The sequence below is a fragment of the Paraburkholderia sp. SOS3 genome, assembly GCF_001922345.1.
Taxonomy (GTDB): domain Bacteria; phylum Pseudomonadota; class Gammaproteobacteria; order Burkholderiales; family Burkholderiaceae; genus Paraburkholderia.
On the sequence record NZ_CP018811.1, the window covers coordinates 1081168 to 1097409 of the forward strand.

At 60.6% G+C, this 16242-nt stretch carries 18 protein-coding genes and 2 pseudogenes; 10 read left to right on the forward strand and 10 right to left on the reverse strand.

The window, feature by feature from the left end; all coding sequences use genetic code 11:
* The first annotated feature begins 34 nt into the window (after positions 1–34).
* A complete protein-coding gene (locus tag BTO02_RS04960) occupies positions 35–751 on the forward strand; it encodes an SDR family oxidoreductase (RefSeq protein ID WP_075156092.1) in 717 nt (238 codons plus the stop codon).
* Here the strand turns inward: BTO02_RS04960 and BTO02_RS04965 are convergent.
* A complete protein-coding gene (locus tag BTO02_RS04965) occupies positions 728–1660 on the reverse strand; it encodes a LysR family transcriptional regulator (protein ID WP_075156093.1) in 933 nt (310 codons plus the stop codon). The two genes, BTO02_RS04960 and BTO02_RS04965, sit on opposite strands and share 24 nt — an antisense overlap.
* Positions 1661–1866: 206 nt before the next feature.
* Complete coding sequence (locus BTO02_RS04970; RefSeq protein ID WP_269667997.1) at positions 1867–2190, reverse strand: oxidoreductase; 324 nt, start codon at positions 2188–2190, stop codon at positions 1867–1869.
* Between the two features lie 36 nt (positions 2191–2226).
* Here BTO02_RS04970 and BTO02_RS04975 point away from each other — a divergent pair, with 36 nt between their 5' ends.
* The 4 genes from BTO02_RS04975 (at position 2227) to BTO02_RS04985 (ending at position 3667) form a co-directional block, all read left to right on the forward strand.
* Positions 2227–2565 (forward strand): glutathione S-transferase N-terminal domain-containing protein, encoded by a 339-nt coding sequence (locus BTO02_RS04975; RefSeq protein ID WP_232243447.1) that lies wholly within the window; start codon positions 2227–2229, stop codon positions 2563–2565.
* Positions 2519–2737: a glutathione binding-like protein gene (locus BTO02_RS35000; protein WP_232243504.1), complete on the forward strand. Its 219-nt coding sequence runs from the start codon at positions 2519–2521 to the stop codon at positions 2735–2737. Before BTO02_RS04975 ends, BTO02_RS35000 begins: the two co-directional genes overlap by 47 nt.
* A gap of 75 nt (positions 2738–2812) precedes the next feature.
* Positions 2813–3157, forward strand: a complete 345-nt coding sequence (locus BTO02_RS04980) for an HdeA/HdeB family chaperone (protein ID WP_075156094.1) — start codon at positions 2813–2815, stop codon at positions 3155–3157.
* Between the two features lie 33 nt (positions 3158–3190).
* Positions 3191–3667, forward strand: coding sequence for a cupin domain-containing protein (locus BTO02_RS04985; RefSeq protein WP_075156095.1), 477 nt, complete (start codon positions 3191–3193; stop codon positions 3665–3667).
* A 122-nt stretch (positions 3668–3789) separates the two neighbouring features.
* Here BTO02_RS04985 and BTO02_RS35615 read toward each other — a convergent pair.
* Together BTO02_RS35615 and BTO02_RS04990 are read right to left on the reverse strand one after the other, a co-directional pair.
* Positions 3790–4194: pseudogene (locus BTO02_RS35615) on the reverse strand (hypothetical protein); the annotation flags it as partial.
* Entirely contained in the window at positions 4169–5362 is a 1194-nt protein-coding gene (locus BTO02_RS04990; RefSeq protein WP_075156096.1) for a GGDEF domain-containing protein, read from the reverse strand. The pseudogene BTO02_RS35615 and the gene BTO02_RS04990, both read right to left, overlap by 26 nt.
* 414 nt (positions 5363–5776) lie before the next feature.
* On the opposite strand from BTO02_RS04990, the gene BTO02_RS04995 reads away from it, so the two are divergent.
* Together BTO02_RS04995 and BTO02_RS05000 are read left to right on the forward strand one after the other, a co-directional pair.
* A complete protein-coding gene (locus BTO02_RS04995; RefSeq protein ID WP_156883747.1) occupies positions 5777–6370 on the forward strand; it encodes a GNAT family N-acetyltransferase in 594 nt (197 codons plus the stop codon).
* A gap of 138 nt (positions 6371–6508) precedes the next feature.
* A complete protein-coding gene (locus BTO02_RS05000; RefSeq protein WP_075156098.1) occupies positions 6509–6967 on the forward strand; it encodes a GNAT family N-acetyltransferase in 459 nt (152 codons plus the stop codon).
* 190 nt (positions 6968–7157) lie between these two features.
* On the opposite strand, the gene BTO02_RS05005 is transcribed toward BTO02_RS05000, so the two are convergent.
* On the reverse strand, positions 7158–7550 hold the full coding sequence (locus BTO02_RS05005; RefSeq protein ID WP_075156099.1) for a nuclear transport factor 2 family protein: 393 nt from the start codon (positions 7548–7550) through the stop codon (positions 7158–7160).
* 539 nt (positions 7551–8089) lie between these two features.
* Between BTO02_RS05005 and BTO02_RS05010 the strand changes: the two genes are divergently transcribed.
* Positions 8090–8536 (forward strand): carboxymuconolactone decarboxylase family protein, encoded by a 447-nt coding sequence (locus tag BTO02_RS05010; protein WP_075158606.1) that lies wholly within the window; start codon positions 8090–8092, stop codon positions 8534–8536.
* A gap of 359 nt (positions 8537–8895) precedes the next feature.
* Here BTO02_RS05010 and BTO02_RS05015 read toward each other — a convergent pair whose 3' ends face one another.
* A complete protein-coding gene (locus tag BTO02_RS05015; RefSeq protein WP_332262257.1) occupies positions 8896–9621 on the reverse strand; it encodes an NmrA family transcriptional regulator in 726 nt (241 codons plus the stop codon).
* A 78-nt stretch (positions 9622–9699) separates the two neighbouring features.
* On the opposite strand from BTO02_RS05015, the gene pdxR reads away from it, so the two are divergent.
* Entirely contained in the window at positions 9700–11190 is a 1491-nt protein-coding gene (gene pdxR, locus BTO02_RS05020) for a MocR-like pyridoxine biosynthesis transcription factor PdxR (protein WP_232243448.1), read from the forward strand.
* A gap of 10 nt (positions 11191–11200) precedes the next feature.
* Here the strand turns inward: pdxR and BTO02_RS05025 are convergent, their stop codons facing one another.
* The 4 genes and pseudogenes from BTO02_RS05025 to BTO02_RS33790 all read right to left on the reverse strand — a co-directional run.
* On the reverse strand, positions 11201–11821 hold the full coding sequence (locus BTO02_RS05025) for an FMN-dependent NADH-azoreductase (protein ID WP_075156100.1): 621 nt from the start codon (positions 11819–11821) through the stop codon (positions 11201–11203).
* Entirely contained in the window at positions 11818–12282 is a 465-nt protein-coding gene (locus BTO02_RS05030) for a GNAT family N-acetyltransferase (protein WP_075156101.1), read from the reverse strand. Before BTO02_RS05030 ends, BTO02_RS05025 begins: the two co-directional genes overlap by 4 nt.
* 511 nt (positions 12283–12793) lie before the next feature.
* On the reverse strand, positions 12794–14632 hold the full coding sequence (gene asnB, locus BTO02_RS05035) for an asparagine synthase (glutamine-hydrolyzing) (RefSeq protein WP_232243449.1): 1839 nt from the start codon (positions 14630–14632) through the stop codon (positions 12794–12796).
* A 161-nt stretch (positions 14633–14793) separates the two neighbouring features.
* Positions 14794–15148: pseudogene (locus BTO02_RS33790) on the reverse strand (aspartyl/asparaginyl beta-hydroxylase domain-containing protein); the annotation flags it as partial.
* 463 nt (positions 15149–15611) lie between these two features.
* Here BTO02_RS33790 and BTO02_RS05045 point away from each other — a divergent pair.
* Positions 15612–16070 (forward strand): tautomerase family protein, encoded by a 459-nt coding sequence (locus BTO02_RS05045; RefSeq protein WP_075156103.1) that lies wholly within the window; start codon positions 15612–15614, stop codon positions 16068–16070.
* Positions 16071–16242 lie beyond the last annotated feature (172 nt).

Sequence of the window (16242 nt, forward strand, 5' to 3'; positions counted from 1 at the left end):
TGTTCGATTCCATTCAGTTCGTAAAGGACATCTGATGACACGGCGTACATTTCTCGTCACCGGTGCGACCAAAGGCATTGGCCTCGCGCTAACAGAACGGCTGATCGCCGACGGCCACCACGTGGTGGGCCTCGCGCGCGACGCAAGCGATTTTCCCGGCGAACTGGTCCGCGTCGATCTGGCCGACCGCGCCGCCACCGGCGCGGTACTCGATGACCTCGTGCGCCGCCATGCGTTCGATGGCGTGGTAAACAACGTCGCGCTAGTCAGACCGCAGCGTTTGGGCGAAGTCGCGCTAAGCGACCTTGATGACGTTCTCGCGCTGAATCTTCATCCCGCGGTGCAGACCGTGCAGGCACTCCTGCCCGGTATGCGGGCGCGCGGTTGGGGACGCGTCGTGAATATTTCCAGCCTGACGATTCTCGGCATGACGCAGCGCACCGCCTATGCAGCGGCGAAAGCGGCGCTCGTGAGTTTTGCGCGATCGTGGGCGCTGGAACTGGCCAGCACGGGCATCACGGTAAACGCCGTCGCGCCGGGTCCGACCGAAACCGTGCTGTTTCGCGCGAACAATCCGCCGGGGAGCGAAGGCGAGATGCGCTATCTGGCCTCGGTGCCGATGGGTCGCTTCGGCCAGCCGCATGAAATTGCCGCGACGATCGCGTTTCTGCTATCCGACGCGGCTGCCTTCATGACCGGTCAGACGCTTTACGTCGATGGCGGCGCGTCAATCGGGAAGCTCGCTTTCTGAGGCCGCGCCGTCGGCACCACTGCCGGCGGCACCGAGAATCTCTTCAACGAAGGCGACGAACGCTCGGGCCTTCGCACTCACGAGGCGCCCGGCCGGGAACACCGCCCACAGGTCGATCGAGGGCAATTCCCAGTCGGTCAGTACCGCTTGAACGGCGCCGTCGGCAAGTTCCGGCGAAAACATCCATTCCGATGCGATTGCGAGGCCCATGCCGCCGAGCACCGTCGTGCGGATGCCTTCGGCGGCGCTCACGCTGACGCGTCCACTCACGACGACGGCCACCTCCTTGCCTTGCTGGCTGAACGCCCACGACTCGCCACCGCCTCGCAACGAATACACGATCACCTGATGCTGGCTGAGGTCCGCGGGGGTCGCCGGTACGCCCGCTTCGGCGAAGTAGCCGGGCGTACCCACGACCAGCCGGCGACTTTGAGCAATGCGGCGCGCGGTCATGGCCGAATCGTCGAGCGAGCCCATGCGCAATGCGACGTCCACGCCTTTTTCGAGCAGGTCGATGGTGCGATCGTCCAGTACGATATCGATCTGCAGGTTGGGGTGCCGGTCCAGAAACGTCTTGAGCGCAGGCAGGATGTGCAGCCGCGCGAAGGTCACGGCGGCACTGATGCGCAGCACACCGGATAGTCCGGTCGACGCGTCGCGCGCGACATGCTCGGCGAGGTCCACTTCTTCGATTGCGCGCTTTGCGTGTTCGTAGAAACGCTGACCCGCATCGGTGGGCGTCAGGCCGCGCGTCGAGCGCAACAGGAGTCGCACGCCGAGTCGCTCCTCGAGTTGCGCGATCGACTTCGAGACGGCCGGTTGCCCGAGTTTGAGCCGCTTCGCGGCCGCCGAGAAAGAGCCGGCCTCCACAACGCTGACGTACGTTTCCATCGCTGCCATCCGGTCCATGCCGCCGTTTCTCCTTGAAGGGCCGTGAAGTTTTTATCGTGACTGAGATATGTGTTCAGCCGGAAGTCTATCGCGCCGGGACATGGCCGATGAAGTTAGCGGCGTCAGCGGTCTTTGCAATCGACATCGCGATCGGAATGCGCAGACGAAACGGCCCCGGCGCAGGCGATCGTGCGGCAGGGCCGTCAACAACGCTCGCTTGCGGTTCAGAGAGCGGGCGCAGTGCTGAGGAAGGAATAATCGGTGTAGCCGCGCGCATCGCCACCAACGAACGTCGAGCGGTCGTAATGGTTCAGCGGCGCCCCGACGCGCAGTCGCTCCGGCAGATCCGGATTGGAGATGAACAGGCGCCCGAACGCGACGAGATCGGCATCGCCCGCTTCGATCATGCGATGCGCGCTGTCCGCAGTAAAGCCACCCGCCGCGATGAGTGTGCCCTTGAAGACGCGACGCAAGTCCCTGGCGGAGATCGCCGAGGCCGCTGCGGGGATGTCATCGTTACCGCGCACTCGCGACTCGACCGTGTGCACATCAGACCGATATCTCTCTCAAAAGGAACGCAGGCCATGTACCACGTCCGCGCATTCGCTACTCCCAATTCCGTCAAGGTGCCGATTGCACTCGAAGAGCTCGGAATCGACTATGTGCTGCATGCCGTCGACGTTCGGAGAGGCGAGCAGAAGAGGGAGGGATTTCTCGCGTTGAATGCCAACGGCAAAGTGCCCGTGCTGACCACCGAGGACCGTAGCTTCAAACTGGCAGAGTCTGCAGCCATCCTTGTGTATCTCGCCGAGACGCACGGCAAGCTGCTGTCGCGAGAGCCGTTGCAGCGGGCGCGTACGTTCGAACAGACTGAAGCTGCTCGATGCGCTCCTCTTCGAACAGTCGTTCGTCGCGGGCAATGACTATTCCATCGCTGATATCGCCCACTTCGGCTGGATATGGCGACGCGCGTTCCCGGACCTGACGCTCGACGAGACGCCGCATGTGCAACGCTGGTGCGACACGATACCAGGACGCCCAGCTGTCGCGCGCGCGATCGCGAAAGTGGAGGAGCTTACCGTGGCGGCTGGTTAGGTAATTCCGGCCTAATTCTGCGTCGATACGCTGCGCAGGCAGTCTCGAATTTCACAACCGATCAAGGAGTGTCAGATGAAACGCGCAAAAACCATCGCAGCCGCCATATGTGTTCTCGTCGTCGGTGCATCCGGTGCGTCCGGTGTGGCCCGCGCGGCCGAACAGAAAATCGCGCCCGCGAAAATGACGTGCTCGGACTTCGTGCAGGTTGACGACGCATATAAGCCCGCGCTTGTCTATTGGGTTGCAGGCGTCGACAAGCTCGGCGTGACGGGCACCGAAACCACGGTGGTGGATACCATGCAGCCCGTCGCGGCGACCGTCGCGCAGGAGTGCCGGAAGGATCCGCAGACCCGGTTCATGAGCAAGGTCCGTTCGATGATCAAGTCGAAGCAGATCGCACTGTTCGATCACCACTGATCCCACGAGTCATCGACAGCAAGGACCGACATCATGGAACGGCAACTCTCCGACAACGGAACGATCACTGACAGCGCCATCCACATTCCTGCCATCGGCCTCGATCTTAAGGTGTGCATCGGACCATCGTCGACGCAGGGACGCGCGACGCTCATTGAAACCTGCGATGCACCGGGCTTCGGGCCGCCGATGCATCGGCACGAGCACGAAACTGAAGTGTTCCATGTGCTGCAAGGGCGCTATCTGTTCGAAGTGGACGGCAAACGCGAGGTCGTGCAGGCAGGCGAGACGCTGACGGCGCAGGTCGGCACCACGCATCGTTTCGTCAACATCGACCATGACGCCTCGCGCATGCTGGTACTGATCTCGCCCGGATTCGATGCGGCCGGCTTCTTTAGCGAGTTGCGCGACGCGATGGCGGGCGGCCATGCCGATCCGGCGGCGCTCGCGCGCCTGGGCACGAAATGGCACATCGAGTTTCTCGGGCCGCCGCTAACGGCGGAGCAATGATTTGCTGAGCGACCGCGCGGGCAATCGGAATCATGGGCATTCGTGGGTAAGGTGCACGTCTCGCGATGCATTTTCCAGTCGCTCGGCACGTCTGGACAGGCAAGCAGTTCGTCGAGCAGACGCCTGGTGCCGGCATCGACCATGTGGCCGACCGATTCCCTGTGCACGCGTTGCAGCAAGCTTCGCGAGACCGTGTTCCAGTCGGCCACGAAGGGAGGCATTCCCTGCGGATCGAAGATCAGATGCAGCGTTTCGGGTCCGATTCGGCCAGGTGGCCGCGTTTTTCTATCAACGCGCGCGCGTGTGCCGATAGCGCGGCCAGTGCAGGGGCGGCAGGCACGGCGCCGTGCCAAAGCGCATCGATATCCGCGCGATGTACCCCCTGCTGCAACGCGAGCGCCGTGTGGAGGCGCGATAGCCGAAGAGTCGACGTGGTCGTTCATTGCACCGATTACATCCCATGTAATCGACGTGGTTCGAATGCTTGCCGCCTTTGGCCGATCACACGGCGTCAAGCTCGGGGGCATCCCGCGTCTGACCTGACGGCTCCGTTACCACCCGGTTCCTTCCCGCACGCTTTGCCGCATAGAGCAGGCGATCGGCGCGTGCCAGCAACTCCCCGAGCGCCTCGCCAGGCCGATACCGGGCAATCCCGGCACTCGTCGTGACGCGCAGCGTCGTATCGATTTGATCGAAGCGGGAAGTCTCCAGCACGGTGCGCAAGCGCTCGGCGATCTGATACGCGAATGTGTCGTCCACGCGCGGCAGCAGGAGCACGAACTCCTCGCCGCCGATGCGCGCCACCACGTCCTTCTCGCGCACTCCGGCGCGCAGGATGGCGGCGAACTGGCGCAGCACTGTGTCGCCGGCCGCATGTCCGTAACGGTCGTTAATGGATTTAAAGTTGTCGATGTCTAAAGCGATCAGCGCGAGCGGATAGCTTCGCCTGTCCGCGACGCGGCGGCCCGCCAGGCGTTCAAACGCACGCCGGTTCAACGTTTCTGTGAGCGGGTCGAGATCGCGTTCGACCGTCAGCCGGTCGATCACGTCCGACATCGCGGCGGCCAGCAGCACCAGCCCCAAGACAGCGCCCATCAGAGCGAGCGACAACTGCAGCATGACCCAGAAGAGGGTCTGCCCGAACGGCGCGGTGCCATGAGGCAGTGGGTGGATCGTAGTGAGCGGCGTCCTGATGAAAAAACTGGCGCCAAAGATCAGCAGCACCCAGAGAAGAACGCGGTTAACGGTGCGTCCGTTGCAGTGTTTTCTGAAACGGAGCGCGGTCAATATCATTGACGCCCCGGCGCTAAGATTCAGGATGTAGACGCGCACCAGCAGATTCGACGTCACGAAGGAGAAGTAATACATGCTGCCCAGCACCAGCGCGAACATCGCCGCATGCGTCGATAGCCGCCAATGAAGCCCCGCCCTGCGCAGAACGCCTTCCGCCAACAGTTGAACACTCGACACGTAAAATGCCGCCGAGATAAGCGCGTTCGATCTCCATTCATCGGGCAGGTGGCAGATCTGCACTGCCGAGCCGAGTGCGAAAGCAAAAAACGAAGCGGCGAGAAAACGCAGATAGCGCAGTCTCCTATCGTAGATCCATGCACAGGCAAAGCCGAGCGAAAAGACTGCCGTGATACCTGGGATGATCAACTGAACGAGCTGATTGGGCGTTATATGAGCGGGCATGTGGCTTGTTCTCCGCGGACGGCCGCGAATCGCCGGGCCTGGGGAGTGGCGTTTCTCGGCGCGTACCGTCAGCCGCCATGTACGACTCCCTCAAAATGGAGGTGCATCCGACAGGGTCAGAGGATTGTACGCCCGGTGCATGGAAGGCTTCGGGCAGTGCGACGTCGGCGCACTCGGGACAGATGTGGGGCGGTACGCGCTTTCCGCCCCGACTCAGGTCGGCATAAATGCAGTTATCCTTTGCAGATAAACTATATATGCCTTCGTCGCTCTATTAAACTCGCGCTCGACGACCGGCCCTTAAGCCGCTTTGAGAGCTGTTGATGCATTCAAACATCGACGGCGAGCGCGCCGGGCCGCAGGTCGTCCGGCTTGAGCCTGGCCACATCCGCGCCTTCTCAATGAGGAATGACTGTGCAGCCGTTCGAACCTGTAATCCTGGCTACACCACGACTCGTGCTTCGCCCGCTTCGCGAGGAGGACGCGCAAGCGCTGTTTGCCATTCGGTCGGACGAAGTTGCGATGCGCTATTTCTCGTTTCCGGCAATGACATGCCTAAGTCAGGCAACGGACAGGATCACCCGCAAATTGTTGACGTCCACCAACGGACAGGACCTCATTTGCGTGCTTGAATTGCGGGAAACTGGCGAAGTGCTCGGAGATTGTGCGCTGTTCCATGCGGACCACCAATGCGCGCGCGCCGAAATAGGCTTTAGCCTGCTACGCAGGCATTGGCGAAGAGGATATATGTACGAAGCGGCCTCTGCTCTGATAGAACACGCGTTCTCGACCTTGCAGCTACGGCGGATCGAGGCGGATGTCGATCCACGTAACGCGGCCTCGGCTCGTCTTCTTGAGCGGCTCGGATTCGTCCGCGAGGGGCTTCTGCGTGAGCGTTGGGTAGTCGGCGACGAGGCGTCCGACAGCGCGCTGTACGGGTTGCTCAGCCGGGATCGTCGTCAATCAGATTGTCGAATCGATCGACGTGTTGTTCGAGAGTCGACCTGACGTGTTGAGACCGGCACCGTTGACGTCGTGGCGATAAATTCTTTGCGCAAATCGCTTCGGTGCATTCCTTCGTCTCGACCGTGTTGTCTGTGGCGACTGCTACGCCGGATGAACACATTGTGCCCCTGACGGACCTCGATGAACATTACGCTATCTCCCACTACCGAGCTTGATGCTGAAGCTTTGGTGACCATTCGCATTGCAGCGATGCGAGAGAGCTTTGAACATATCGGGCGCTTCGATCAGCGGCGGGCTCGCGAACGTTTTCTGATTTCCTTCGACCCAGCAATGTGCCGTTTCATCGAGGCCAATGGCACTCGTGTCGGCCTTGTTCTGATTCGCCCTCACGAAGGTCATTGGTTGCTCGATCACTTCTACGTTCTGCCCGAACACCAGGGAAAAGGAATGGGTGCATTTGTGCTGGAGCAGATTTTTGCGGATGCGGATGCGCGACACATGCCCATCCGGGTGGGCGCTTTGCGTGGCAGTCATTCCAACCGCTTCTATCAGCGGCATGGCTTTGTTCAAACACATGAAGCGCAATGGGATATCTATTACGTGCGCCAACCATGTACGCCCAGGAAAAAGCAAGCATGACGGGAGCGAGCGCCAATCCAAAAGTCTATCAGCGGTAACGTTGGAAATCGGCGCGTAACAACGCGAACTGAGAGAGATCGTGATAGGCGCCGCCCCAGTGCCCTGCCTGACGTTGTTGACCTTCCAGGAGAAAACCCAGCCTCTTCAATGTGCGAATGGAGGGCGCGTTATGACCAATGGGCACGACGGTTTACTCAATTCGCTCGACAAACTGCGCCCTGTCGAATGGCGCCTCGTATGGCTGCGGCCAGTACTCAAGCACGTGAGCGATCTTTCCGCTTTTGACCGTAAAGAACGAGATCGCTCTTGCATCCGAGGTGCCATCCGTGACGGATACGTCTGAAACAACCTCATTCCCGGCAGCGACGATACGATTGATCGTGAAGACCCACTTACCTTGCGCCGGATACGCCGTGTTAAGTCCGGCGAAATTTGCAGTACCCCGGATCCGCTCGTTCGACTGGGGCCAGTCGAGAACAAAATCGTGCGCAAGAACAGCGGCGACAGCATGAAAATCGTTTGTAGCCATGAGGTGCCAAAACGCCTGAACCACATCGAGCGCGGTCTCGGGGAGGGCAGTCATAATCGTAGATGTGTCGTGTGCACGTAGTGAAAAATTGGTTACGGCGGATTGTCAACCGTCCAGCTCTCAACGTCGACTACCTCTTCACGGCCGAACTCGGGAATCCATCGTGCAGGGATGCATACCGCATTGCTCTGGTCGGCGAATTTCCGCAGCCGACCCGAAGCGGACCACCAAAATGCCGGAGCGCACGACCGCAAACCATCTCGCAGCGGTCGTTCTCATGCGAGCGCAAACAAGCGAGGCTTCTGTCGACGCTCCGACATTGGCTGGCGCCTGTTTTTCAAGGCTTCGTTTGATGATCGCCCGACGCTCGCGTGGCCCCGCGGCTAACAGGGCGCCGACGCAGTACGGTCGATTTTGATGTGAAGCGTGCACAAAGCCTTTGGCCTAGTTATTTCGCAGGATCTTGGACCTTTTGCCCGGGTTCTCCGAATAGTAACTTCGCGTTATGTCATGGATTCGCAGGAACCCGAATCACCCAACCTGTGCCCGTGACGCAAGAGATATCATTTATGGCCAAACGGCAAAGGATGCAGATGACCCGCTTGAAATGGAACGAAATTGCTCCGGACGGCGCGAAGGCCCTTTTCGGTGTCCATCAATATGTGACCAAGAGCACCAACCTGCCGGAGGAACTGATTCATCTCGTGTTCCTTCGAGTTTCTCAAATCAACGGATGCGCCCATTGCATCGACATGCACAGTCGCGATCTGAGGAAGACCATGTCCATCGACAAGATCACGCTGATACCGGTGTGGGACGAGGTCCCGCACCTGTTTTCCGAACAGGAGCGCGCTGCCTTGGCGTGGGCTGAGGAGGTGACTCGCGTCAGCGAAACACATGCTTCGGATGACGCCTACGCGGCAGCCTCGGCAATGTTCGCGCCGAAGGACCTCGTCGACCTTACGATAACGATTGCCGCGATGAATGCTTTCAACCGTCTCGGCGCCCCATTCCGACTTCCGGTCGCCGCGAAGGCCTGAGCTCACGGGCGGCCTCCAAGCCGAGGGCGACTAAGCGAAAGCAGGTATTCGCCAGTTTTCAGTCGCGCAATCACAAACGGCCTGACAGCAACGTCGCGTGTCTGCCCTGGAGAAGCTCAGCGAGCTACGTGCGTTGCATGTTTGGCAGAATTTCGCCGCCCCGTCTTGGCGAACGATAGTACATGTATGGCGCGCCTTGGCGCTTCGGGACTGCAATCTCTGCAACATTTTCTCGCATCGTCGAGATACCTTATCGCCGCGAATCTGCAAGTAGACAGATGGAAGGTGTACGCGGCCTATGCGTACTATGTCGCACCATAGTGCAGTCAGGCGCGGCCGCCCGTACGGATCACCACGCTTCACGCCGTGGCGGGCGACGCAAGGCGCGTGCGGTCCAGCCAGTCGCCGAGACTCGTGCGGCCGTGCCGCGCTGCACGGATTGGCACCAGCGAACGCTCGTCCATCACACCGCCGAAGTAGGTGGCTTTGTCGTCTGGTATAACCGGGCGGCCATCGCGCACGGCCCGCAGATAGTTGCCGATAAACGCATGCATCGCACACTGCTCGGGACCGGCAATGTCCACGATGATGGCCGTTACATCGTCCGCGGCGATGGGCTGGAACTGGTGCGGTGACAGCGGCGTCGTGCCGTCCATCGTGCTCAGATCGGCGATGGTGCCGGGGAACTCGAAGAACTGCATGGCGCGCACGACCGAATACGCCCCCCGATTGCGCGACCAAGCTTTCCTGCACGCACTTCGCCGCAAAATACGTATTGCCCTCCATCCGATCCACGCCGACAATCGACAGCACCACATGGTGCCGCACGCCTGCATCGCGCTCGGCCTGAAGAGATTGCGCGTGGCGTCGCGAAAGAAGGCCGCGACGGTTCGCGGGCCATGGCCCGGCGGGTTGGTCACGATGATTACCTGCGCACCGCGCTGCGCGCCCTCCAGGCACGCACCCGCGATGGCGTTGACGCCCGTGCCCGGCGATGCAGCAACGGCATCATGACCCTTCTCGCGCAGCAAGGCCACGGCCTTCACACCGATCAACCCGGTCCCTCCGATGACGACAATCTTCATGACACACCTCGTTCGGTTCGTGAAAGTGAAGTCATTGTGTGACAATCATGTCTTAGCCAGAATGGACAGGAAACGTCGATGGGACTAGTCCAGGAATTATCGATATCGAACCGGAAATACGCGCTGAAGATCGATATCGACCGGCGCCATGCGCTGCCGGTCTACTTGCAGATCTGCGAGCGCTTCAAGGCCGCGATCGCGGCGGGACACCTGAAGCCGGGCGACCGCGTGCCCGCGCTACGCGGTCTGGCCACGCAACTAAACACGGCGCGCGGCACGGTGGAAATGGCCTATGAAATTCTCGTCGACGAGGGTTATCTGCAGATGCGCGGCGCGGCGGGCACCTTCGTATCGTCGTCCTTGCCGGCGTCGGTGCTGAAGCCGGCTGCGCGCCGGGGACGCGAGCACACTGGCATGCCGCGCCCTAAACCGGCGCCCGCAGCCGGGCCCGGTCACGAAGCACGGCCACTGCGTCCCGGCCTGCCCGCGCTCGATGCGTTTCCGCGCAAGGTGTGGAGCCGCATCATCGCGCATCGCGCACGCAGCGTGGACTTTGCTTCGCTCACGTATCCGGACCCGGCGGGCTTTGGGCCGCTGCGCGAGCGCATCGCGACGTATCTGGGCCTTTCGCGCGGCGTAGAGTGCACGCCGGAACAGGTCTTCGTGACCAGCGGCTACCGTGCGTCGCTCGAACTCATTTTGCGCAGTCTCGCCAAACCGGACGACAGCGCATGGTTCGAGGAACCGGGGTATTTTCTGGCCCGTGATTTTCTCAATGAGGCGAGGCTCAAGCTGGTGCCCGTTCCGGTGGATCACGACGGGATCGATGTCGATGCCGGGCAGGCGTTGGCTCCGGACGCGCGCTTCGCGATCGTGACGCCTTCGCATCAAAGCCCGCTCGGCGCGACGCTTTCGCTGGCGCGGCGCATGAAGCTGCTCGAATGGGCGGGACGGGCGGGCAGCTGGATCGTCGAAGACGACTACGACAGCGAGTTTCGCTACGCCGGACGGCCGTTGCCGGCGCTCAAGAGCCTGGACGTGGACGATCGCGTGATCTATTGCGGAACGTTCAGCAAGGTGTTGTTTCCCGGTTTGCGGCTGTCCTACGTAGTGGCGCCCGAACGGGCCATGGCCCGCTTCGCGCAGCTCACGACCAGTATGAACGCCGGGCCGCCTTATCTGTTGCAGGCGGCAGTCGCGGACTTCATCGCGCAAGGGCATTTCGCGCGGCATCTGAAGCGCATGCGCGCGCTCTACGCGGAGCGCCGCGAGGTCTGCGCAAGGGCGCTGGAGAAGGCTTTCGGCGCAAAGGCGCGTATCGAGCGGCCCGCAGGCGGTATGCATCTCGTGATGCTGTTCAACAGCGGCGACATCGGTCCCGTCGATGATCTAGCCATCGTCGCGCGCGCTCAGGAAGCGGGGCTGGCGGTGAGCGCGCTGTCGTCGTGGCATATCGGTGCGCGCACGAAACGTACGCTGCGAGGAGTAGTGCTGGGCTTCGCGAATATCGTCGACGAAGCGGAAGCGGCGCGCCTTGCACGCATGCTGCGACGCGCGTATGCCGGTTGAGGCACGCAAGCTACCGAACAAAGGCGCCGTTATCGGACGCAAACAGGGTGTGTTGCGCGAGTTCGTCGCGTGCGGCCTTCACTGCTTTGGTCACGGCTTCGCCGCCGCGCACGAGACCTTGCAGCAGCAGGAAGTGCACGCTCTTCACGCCGATGCAATCCAACGCATAGCGCAGATAGGGCGTAAGGAAATCCTGTTGCAACGCATGCTCGCCGGTATGATGACCGCCCGAGCCGACGATCACGAAGGCTGGCCGGTCGCGCATGAGCCCGAGTTTGCCTTCCGGCGTGGACGCGAAGGTGCGATGAATGCGCAGCACGTAATCGATCCACAGCTTGAGCGCGGCGGGCACCGTAAAGTTGTGCATCGGCGTGTTGACGATGAGCACGTCGGTCGTCTCGATCTCGCGTATGAGCTTCTCGGAGACGTCGAAGTGGCGCATATCTGGCTCGCGCGACGTAATTGCTCGCGCGTAGTCGCCCGTGAGCGGCGGCAGTGGCTCTGCGGCGAGGTCGCGCTCGGTGATCTTCACGTGCGCACGCCTCTCCAGCGAACGGATCATCTCCAGGGCCAGCCGGTAGCCGTGGCTCGCCTTACTGTGGGGGCTCGCGTTGATGAACAGCACATTCATCGCGCGGCCTCCTCGTGAGCGGCCTGCAGCGGCTCGACGAAACGCATGCCTCGCGCGAGCAGACCGTTGCGGAAGTAAAAACGCTGCGCGAGCGCCATGTGCAGGCCGGTATCGAGCACAAGCTGCGCGCAGTCCGAGCGTCGGGCAATGTCGCGCATCTCCTCGATCAAGCGCGCGCCGATGCCGCTGCGTTGCAGCCGCGCGGTGACGACAAGGTCATCGACATAAAGGAAGCGGCCGTACAGCGTATTCGTTTGCACGCGATAGCCGGCCAGACCGAGAATCACGCCGTTCGCATCGCAGGCGGCGAGCAGGCGGTAGCGCTCTTCGAACTGCGCCCGCATGCGCGTGCCGAAAGCAGCGGCGTCCGTCAAATGCGGGCGCAGTTCCTTCATGATCGGAAAGGCGCGGGTCCATTCTTCGGGTGAATCGAGATGCCGGAAATCGATTGTCGTGTCCATGCGGGTTCTCCACGTTGCATGGTTTACACGATACCGATTCGATGACTCAGTCAGAAGGGCCAAAAATCGCGCCAAGCACTAGGCCATCTTGAGCGGCGAGACGTCGACGCTGACGCCGAGACCGCCGCCGCTTCGTCGTGCGAAGCTCGCGCAGCAAAGCCTTCCAGCAACTCCTGCAGCGCATACATCTCCTCTGCCTCGTTGCGAGGGATAAATGCAACTGCAGGGCTATTGCGTGGAATATTGACGACGAGCTTTTCGGCCTCAAGGCGTCGTAGCGCCTCTCGCACTGAATCGTTGACGGAGCGATCCACGTCGTGCTACGCCAAACCTATCCGACTTCGGGCCGTTTTTGTCGCGATTCTCAATGGTGAACGTCGATGTTCCGAACCGACACAAGTATTCGTCTTGTCCGTCGCTAACGGGTCTCATGCCGTCGCCATGTTCGGCGTTTTGATCGCAGAGGATGACGAACGTATCCCTCGCTGTGGTAACAAAACGCCGTCACGCGTCATACCAATTCGACGTTGTACCTTTCGAGCCAGTCCGACATCGCCAGCGCATGGTCGATGTCCCATCGGTCGTGGCCGATGCTGACGTCGCGCAGCGGTTGGCCAATCAATTTTCGGATCGCGTCTACATTGAACGTCCGCGTCGTGCGTGGCGAGGGCTTCGAGATTACGTTGCTTATGCCATCACGCAACGCTTGCTCATACGCGGGGTCTTGGGTCGCCGGATACGGGCTTTTCACACGTTTGAGAATCGCTTCAGGTACGACATCGGCCGCTGCTGCGCGCAACAGACTCTTCTCCCGTCCATCGAACGTCTTCATGCTCCACGGCGTGTTGAACACGTACTGCATCAGTTCGTGGTCACAGAATGGCACGCGCACTTCGAGACCTGCAGCCATGCTCATTCTGTCCTTCCGGTCCAGCAGGATTGGTAGCCAGTTGACGAGATGGAGGTGGCAAATCTCGCGCATCCGCTTCTCCATGCCGCTCTGGCCGATATGCGGTACCGCCGCGAGCGCCTGGGCATAACAGTCAGCCTCATATTCCTTCAGGCGAAGATCCTTGGCGAGGTCAGGCGACAACAGCGTGTCGAGTTTGAATGGCGCAATGTTCATCCAGGGGAACGTGTTCAGATTGACGCTTTCGGGCGTATGGAACCATTTATACCCACCGAACACTTCGTCGGCTGCCTCGCCCGACAAGGCGACTGTCGAATTCTCGCGTACGGCCTGGAAGAGCAGATAGAGCGATGGGAACATATCGCCCCAAGCGAACCATGCCGAGTCGAGCGCATCGACAACCGCGCGCCGCACCTGCACACCCGCGAGCTCGCGATTGTTCAACAACACTTCCTTGTGCCGGGTCTTCACCTGTTTGACGAACTCGCGAACGAACGGCGTATCGGCCGTGTCGCGTATTGGGTCCTTGACGAACTCCTTGCCGAAATCCGCGAAGTCCACAGAATAAGAATGCACCGGATTGCCGCTGCGTTCCCGAATGATCCGGTCGGCCATCGCTGTGACAAGCGACGAATCGAGGCCGCCCGAAAGCAGGCTGCAAATCGGCACATCGGCAACGGTTTGCTGACGCATGATGCGGTCCAGATGTCCACGAATTGTTTCGATCGTGACCTCCAGCGAATCGGTATGCTCACGGCCCTCGAGCTTCCAGTAGCATCGTTGCGTGAGACCATCGCGCGAGACACGCAGCACATGCCCAGGCTTCACTTCACGCATGCCCTCGTATATCGCTTCTCCCGGCATGCGGAACACGCTCATTGCCTGCCGCAGTCCATCCATCCCCACCCGGGGGGCGACGTCCGGGTGAGCCAGAATTGCTTTAGGCTCGGAACCAAACAGCACGCCGCAGCCGAACGGCTGATAGAACAGCGGCTTCACGCCCACACGGTCGCGTACCAGCAACAACTGTTCTTTACGCGCGTCCCAGATCGCGAACGCGTAAATACCGACCAGATGATCAACGAACGATTCACCCCATTCAAGGTAGCTGCGCAGCACGACCTCGGTATCGCTTCGCGTCCCGAAGCAATGGCCCCGCTTCACCAGCTCATTGCGAAGTTCGACGAAGTTGTAGACCTCACCGCTGTAGGTCAGGCATGCAATCGTTTTACCGTCTTCCGCCGCATACATGGGTTGTGCGCCGCCCTCGATGTCGATGACCGATAGCCTGCGGTGACCCAGTGCCGCATGGCGGTCGATCCAGACGCCCTGCGCGTCAGGTCCGCGCAAGGCCATCGTGCGCGTCATTGCTTCAACGACCGACTTCTGCGCGCCCAGATCGCGTTCGAAATCCACCCAGCCCGCAATACCACACATCATGCATCTCCTTTCCAATCTTAAAGATGTGACTATTTGAAATGCGGCTCGCCCGTCGTACCACTAAAATTGCGGCTTGCCGCCCCGTCAAATTGCTTCCGAGTGTTAGAGATAACACCCGGTCTGCCTGCCCACTCCGACGTCGAGATGGAAATGCGTATGCCCTACGTGAAGACGCTCGATAGTGCCGCGAGGTCGAAGGGCATACCCGGCCGCTTGATGTCTGGCAGCAACACGACTCGATGCTTGTCGCTTTCATTCAACTGAATGCTCGAACGTGTCGTCCCACAAATGGAATTCTCCATCGCGAAGGCATGATTCACTGCCGTCCACTGTTAGGAAAGCGGCCGGAGTGCCGTCGCTATGCATGGGCATGGTTAACACGAGATAGCCTCTCAATACGCCTCGGAATGGACCTCTATGAGGCGGAATAAATTCGCCGGGCCCAAGAACGGACAGCGATGCTGATATCACATCCGGAGACGTAGCGCGAATGCATACGATAGGCACGCGTGATAAAAATGCGCCAGCCCTGCATCGGATTCCTTACGGAATAAGAATCGAATGTTCCCGGCATACTGGAAGACACGCCGGAGAGGCCAAAATTTCTTGCCCGTTTGGAACATCTGAATTTACCGGCCCGCTGTGTACAGACTAAAGGATGGGGGCGCTCCATTCAGGCGATACGAAGGGGCGATTTGGATAACCTTATTCCCACCGAGTCACGAGCGTGATCGGCGTCGCGGCTTCCGCCAGCGATCTCACTTAGCGAAGATCGAAAGCATGAACCGGGAGCGACCGAGGTGGGAATGGTCCAGGACACAGGCAAATCGCCCTGTAAACGCGTTTTCGTCTCAACCGGAGACGAGATTGTTACGCGGTCAGGTAAGAGACTGTTGAGTCCTCGTGGCCCAGTTTCTGTCGATCCAGCGCATAGAATACGAGGAGCGTCTCGACGAGACCGCACAACGCGGAGAAGCCTATGCCTGTCTATATTGTCTATGCCGCAGTCGATCGACTGTCACCCGGCGTGAAGGAGGTGGTTGCGCGTGCCATTACCGACGCTCACCGCGACCTCACCGGCACAAATAGCTTTCTCGCACAGATTCGCTTCCAGGAGCATGAAGCGGGCGACGTATTCCATGGAGGGGTACGTTCAACATCCGACAGCATCTTCGTGCATGGCCTGAACCGGCTTGGACGTGCGCCCGATGTGAAGCGCAGGCTGACGGAACGAATCGTCCGCGATGTTGCGATGGCTGTATCGATGCCGACCCGCGATGTCTGGGTTTACATTGATGAACTGCCAGCGACCCAGATGGCCGAATACGGACATATCTTGCCGGAACCCGGAAAGGAAGCCGAGTGGCTTGATCGGCTGCCTGCTGCGGACCGAGACTACATGGAAGCGTTCAGTGCGCGCGGGCGCGCTCGTAGCTGATCGTGCCGGGACGCTGGAGTGGCTCATGGTACGGGTCTCCGACATAGACGATCTGTGCGAGCACGCAGATGAAGTCCTGGCCGCTGGTAGACGTCAACGATCGAAGTCTGGTTGCTCACGATTCATGTCGTTCTTGTCCAGCAGCGCATAGCGACGCGGCTGATCGCCTCGC

Excerpts from the sequence above, each read along its gene's own strand:
- BTO02_RS05015 (WP_332262257.1), bottom strand. The coding sequence starts at position 9,621 with ATGAAGATTGTCGTCATCGGAGGGACCGGGTTGATCGGTGTGAAGGCC.
- BTO02_RS04960 (WP_075156092.1), top strand. The coding sequence starts at position 35 with ATGACACGGCGTACATTTCTCGTCACCGGTGCGACCAAAGGCATTGGC.
- BTO02_RS05045 (WP_075156103.1), top strand. The coding sequence starts at position 15,612 with ATGCCTGTCTATATTGTCTATGCCGCAGTCGATCGACTGTCACCCGGC.
- asnB (WP_232243449.1), bottom strand. The coding sequence starts at position 14,632 with ATGATGTGTGGTATTGCGGGCTGGGTGGATTTCGAACGCGATCTGGGC.
- BTO02_RS04985 (WP_075156095.1), top strand. The coding sequence starts at position 3,191 with ATGGAACGGCAACTCTCCGACAACGGAACGATCACTGACAGCGCCATC.
- BTO02_RS05005 (WP_075156099.1), bottom strand. The coding sequence starts at position 7,550 with ATGACTGCCCTCCCCGAGACCGCGCTCGATGTGGTTCAGGCGTTTTGG.
- pdxR (WP_232243448.1), top strand. The coding sequence starts at position 9,700 with ATGGGACTAGTCCAGGAATTATCGATATCGAACCGGAAATACGCGCTG.
- BTO02_RS05010 (WP_075158606.1), top strand. The coding sequence starts at position 8,090 with ATGACCCGCTTGAAATGGAACGAAATTGCTCCGGACGGCGCGAAGGCC.
- BTO02_RS04975 (WP_232243447.1), top strand. The coding sequence starts at position 2,227 with ATGTACCACGTCCGCGCATTCGCTACTCCCAATTCCGTCAAGGTGCCG.
- BTO02_RS05000 (WP_075156098.1), top strand. The coding sequence starts at position 6,509 with ATGAACATTACGCTATCTCCCACTACCGAGCTTGATGCTGAAGCTTTG.
- BTO02_RS05025 (WP_075156100.1), bottom strand. The coding sequence starts at position 11,821 with ATGAATGTGCTGTTCATCAACGCGAGCCCCCACAGTAAGGCGAGCCAC.
- BTO02_RS04980 (WP_075156094.1), top strand. The coding sequence starts at position 2,813 with ATGAAACGCGCAAAAACCATCGCAGCCGCCATATGTGTTCTCGTCGTC.
- BTO02_RS04990 (WP_075156096.1), bottom strand. The coding sequence starts at position 5,362 with ATGCCCGCTCATATAACGCCCAATCAGCTCGTTCAGTTGATCATCCCA.
- BTO02_RS04965 (WP_075156093.1), bottom strand. The coding sequence starts at position 1,660 with ATGGACCGGATGGCAGCGATGGAAACGTACGTCAGCGTTGTGGAGGCC.
- BTO02_RS05030 (WP_075156101.1), bottom strand. The coding sequence starts at position 12,282 with ATGGACACGACAATCGATTTCCGGCATCTCGATTCACCCGAAGAATGG.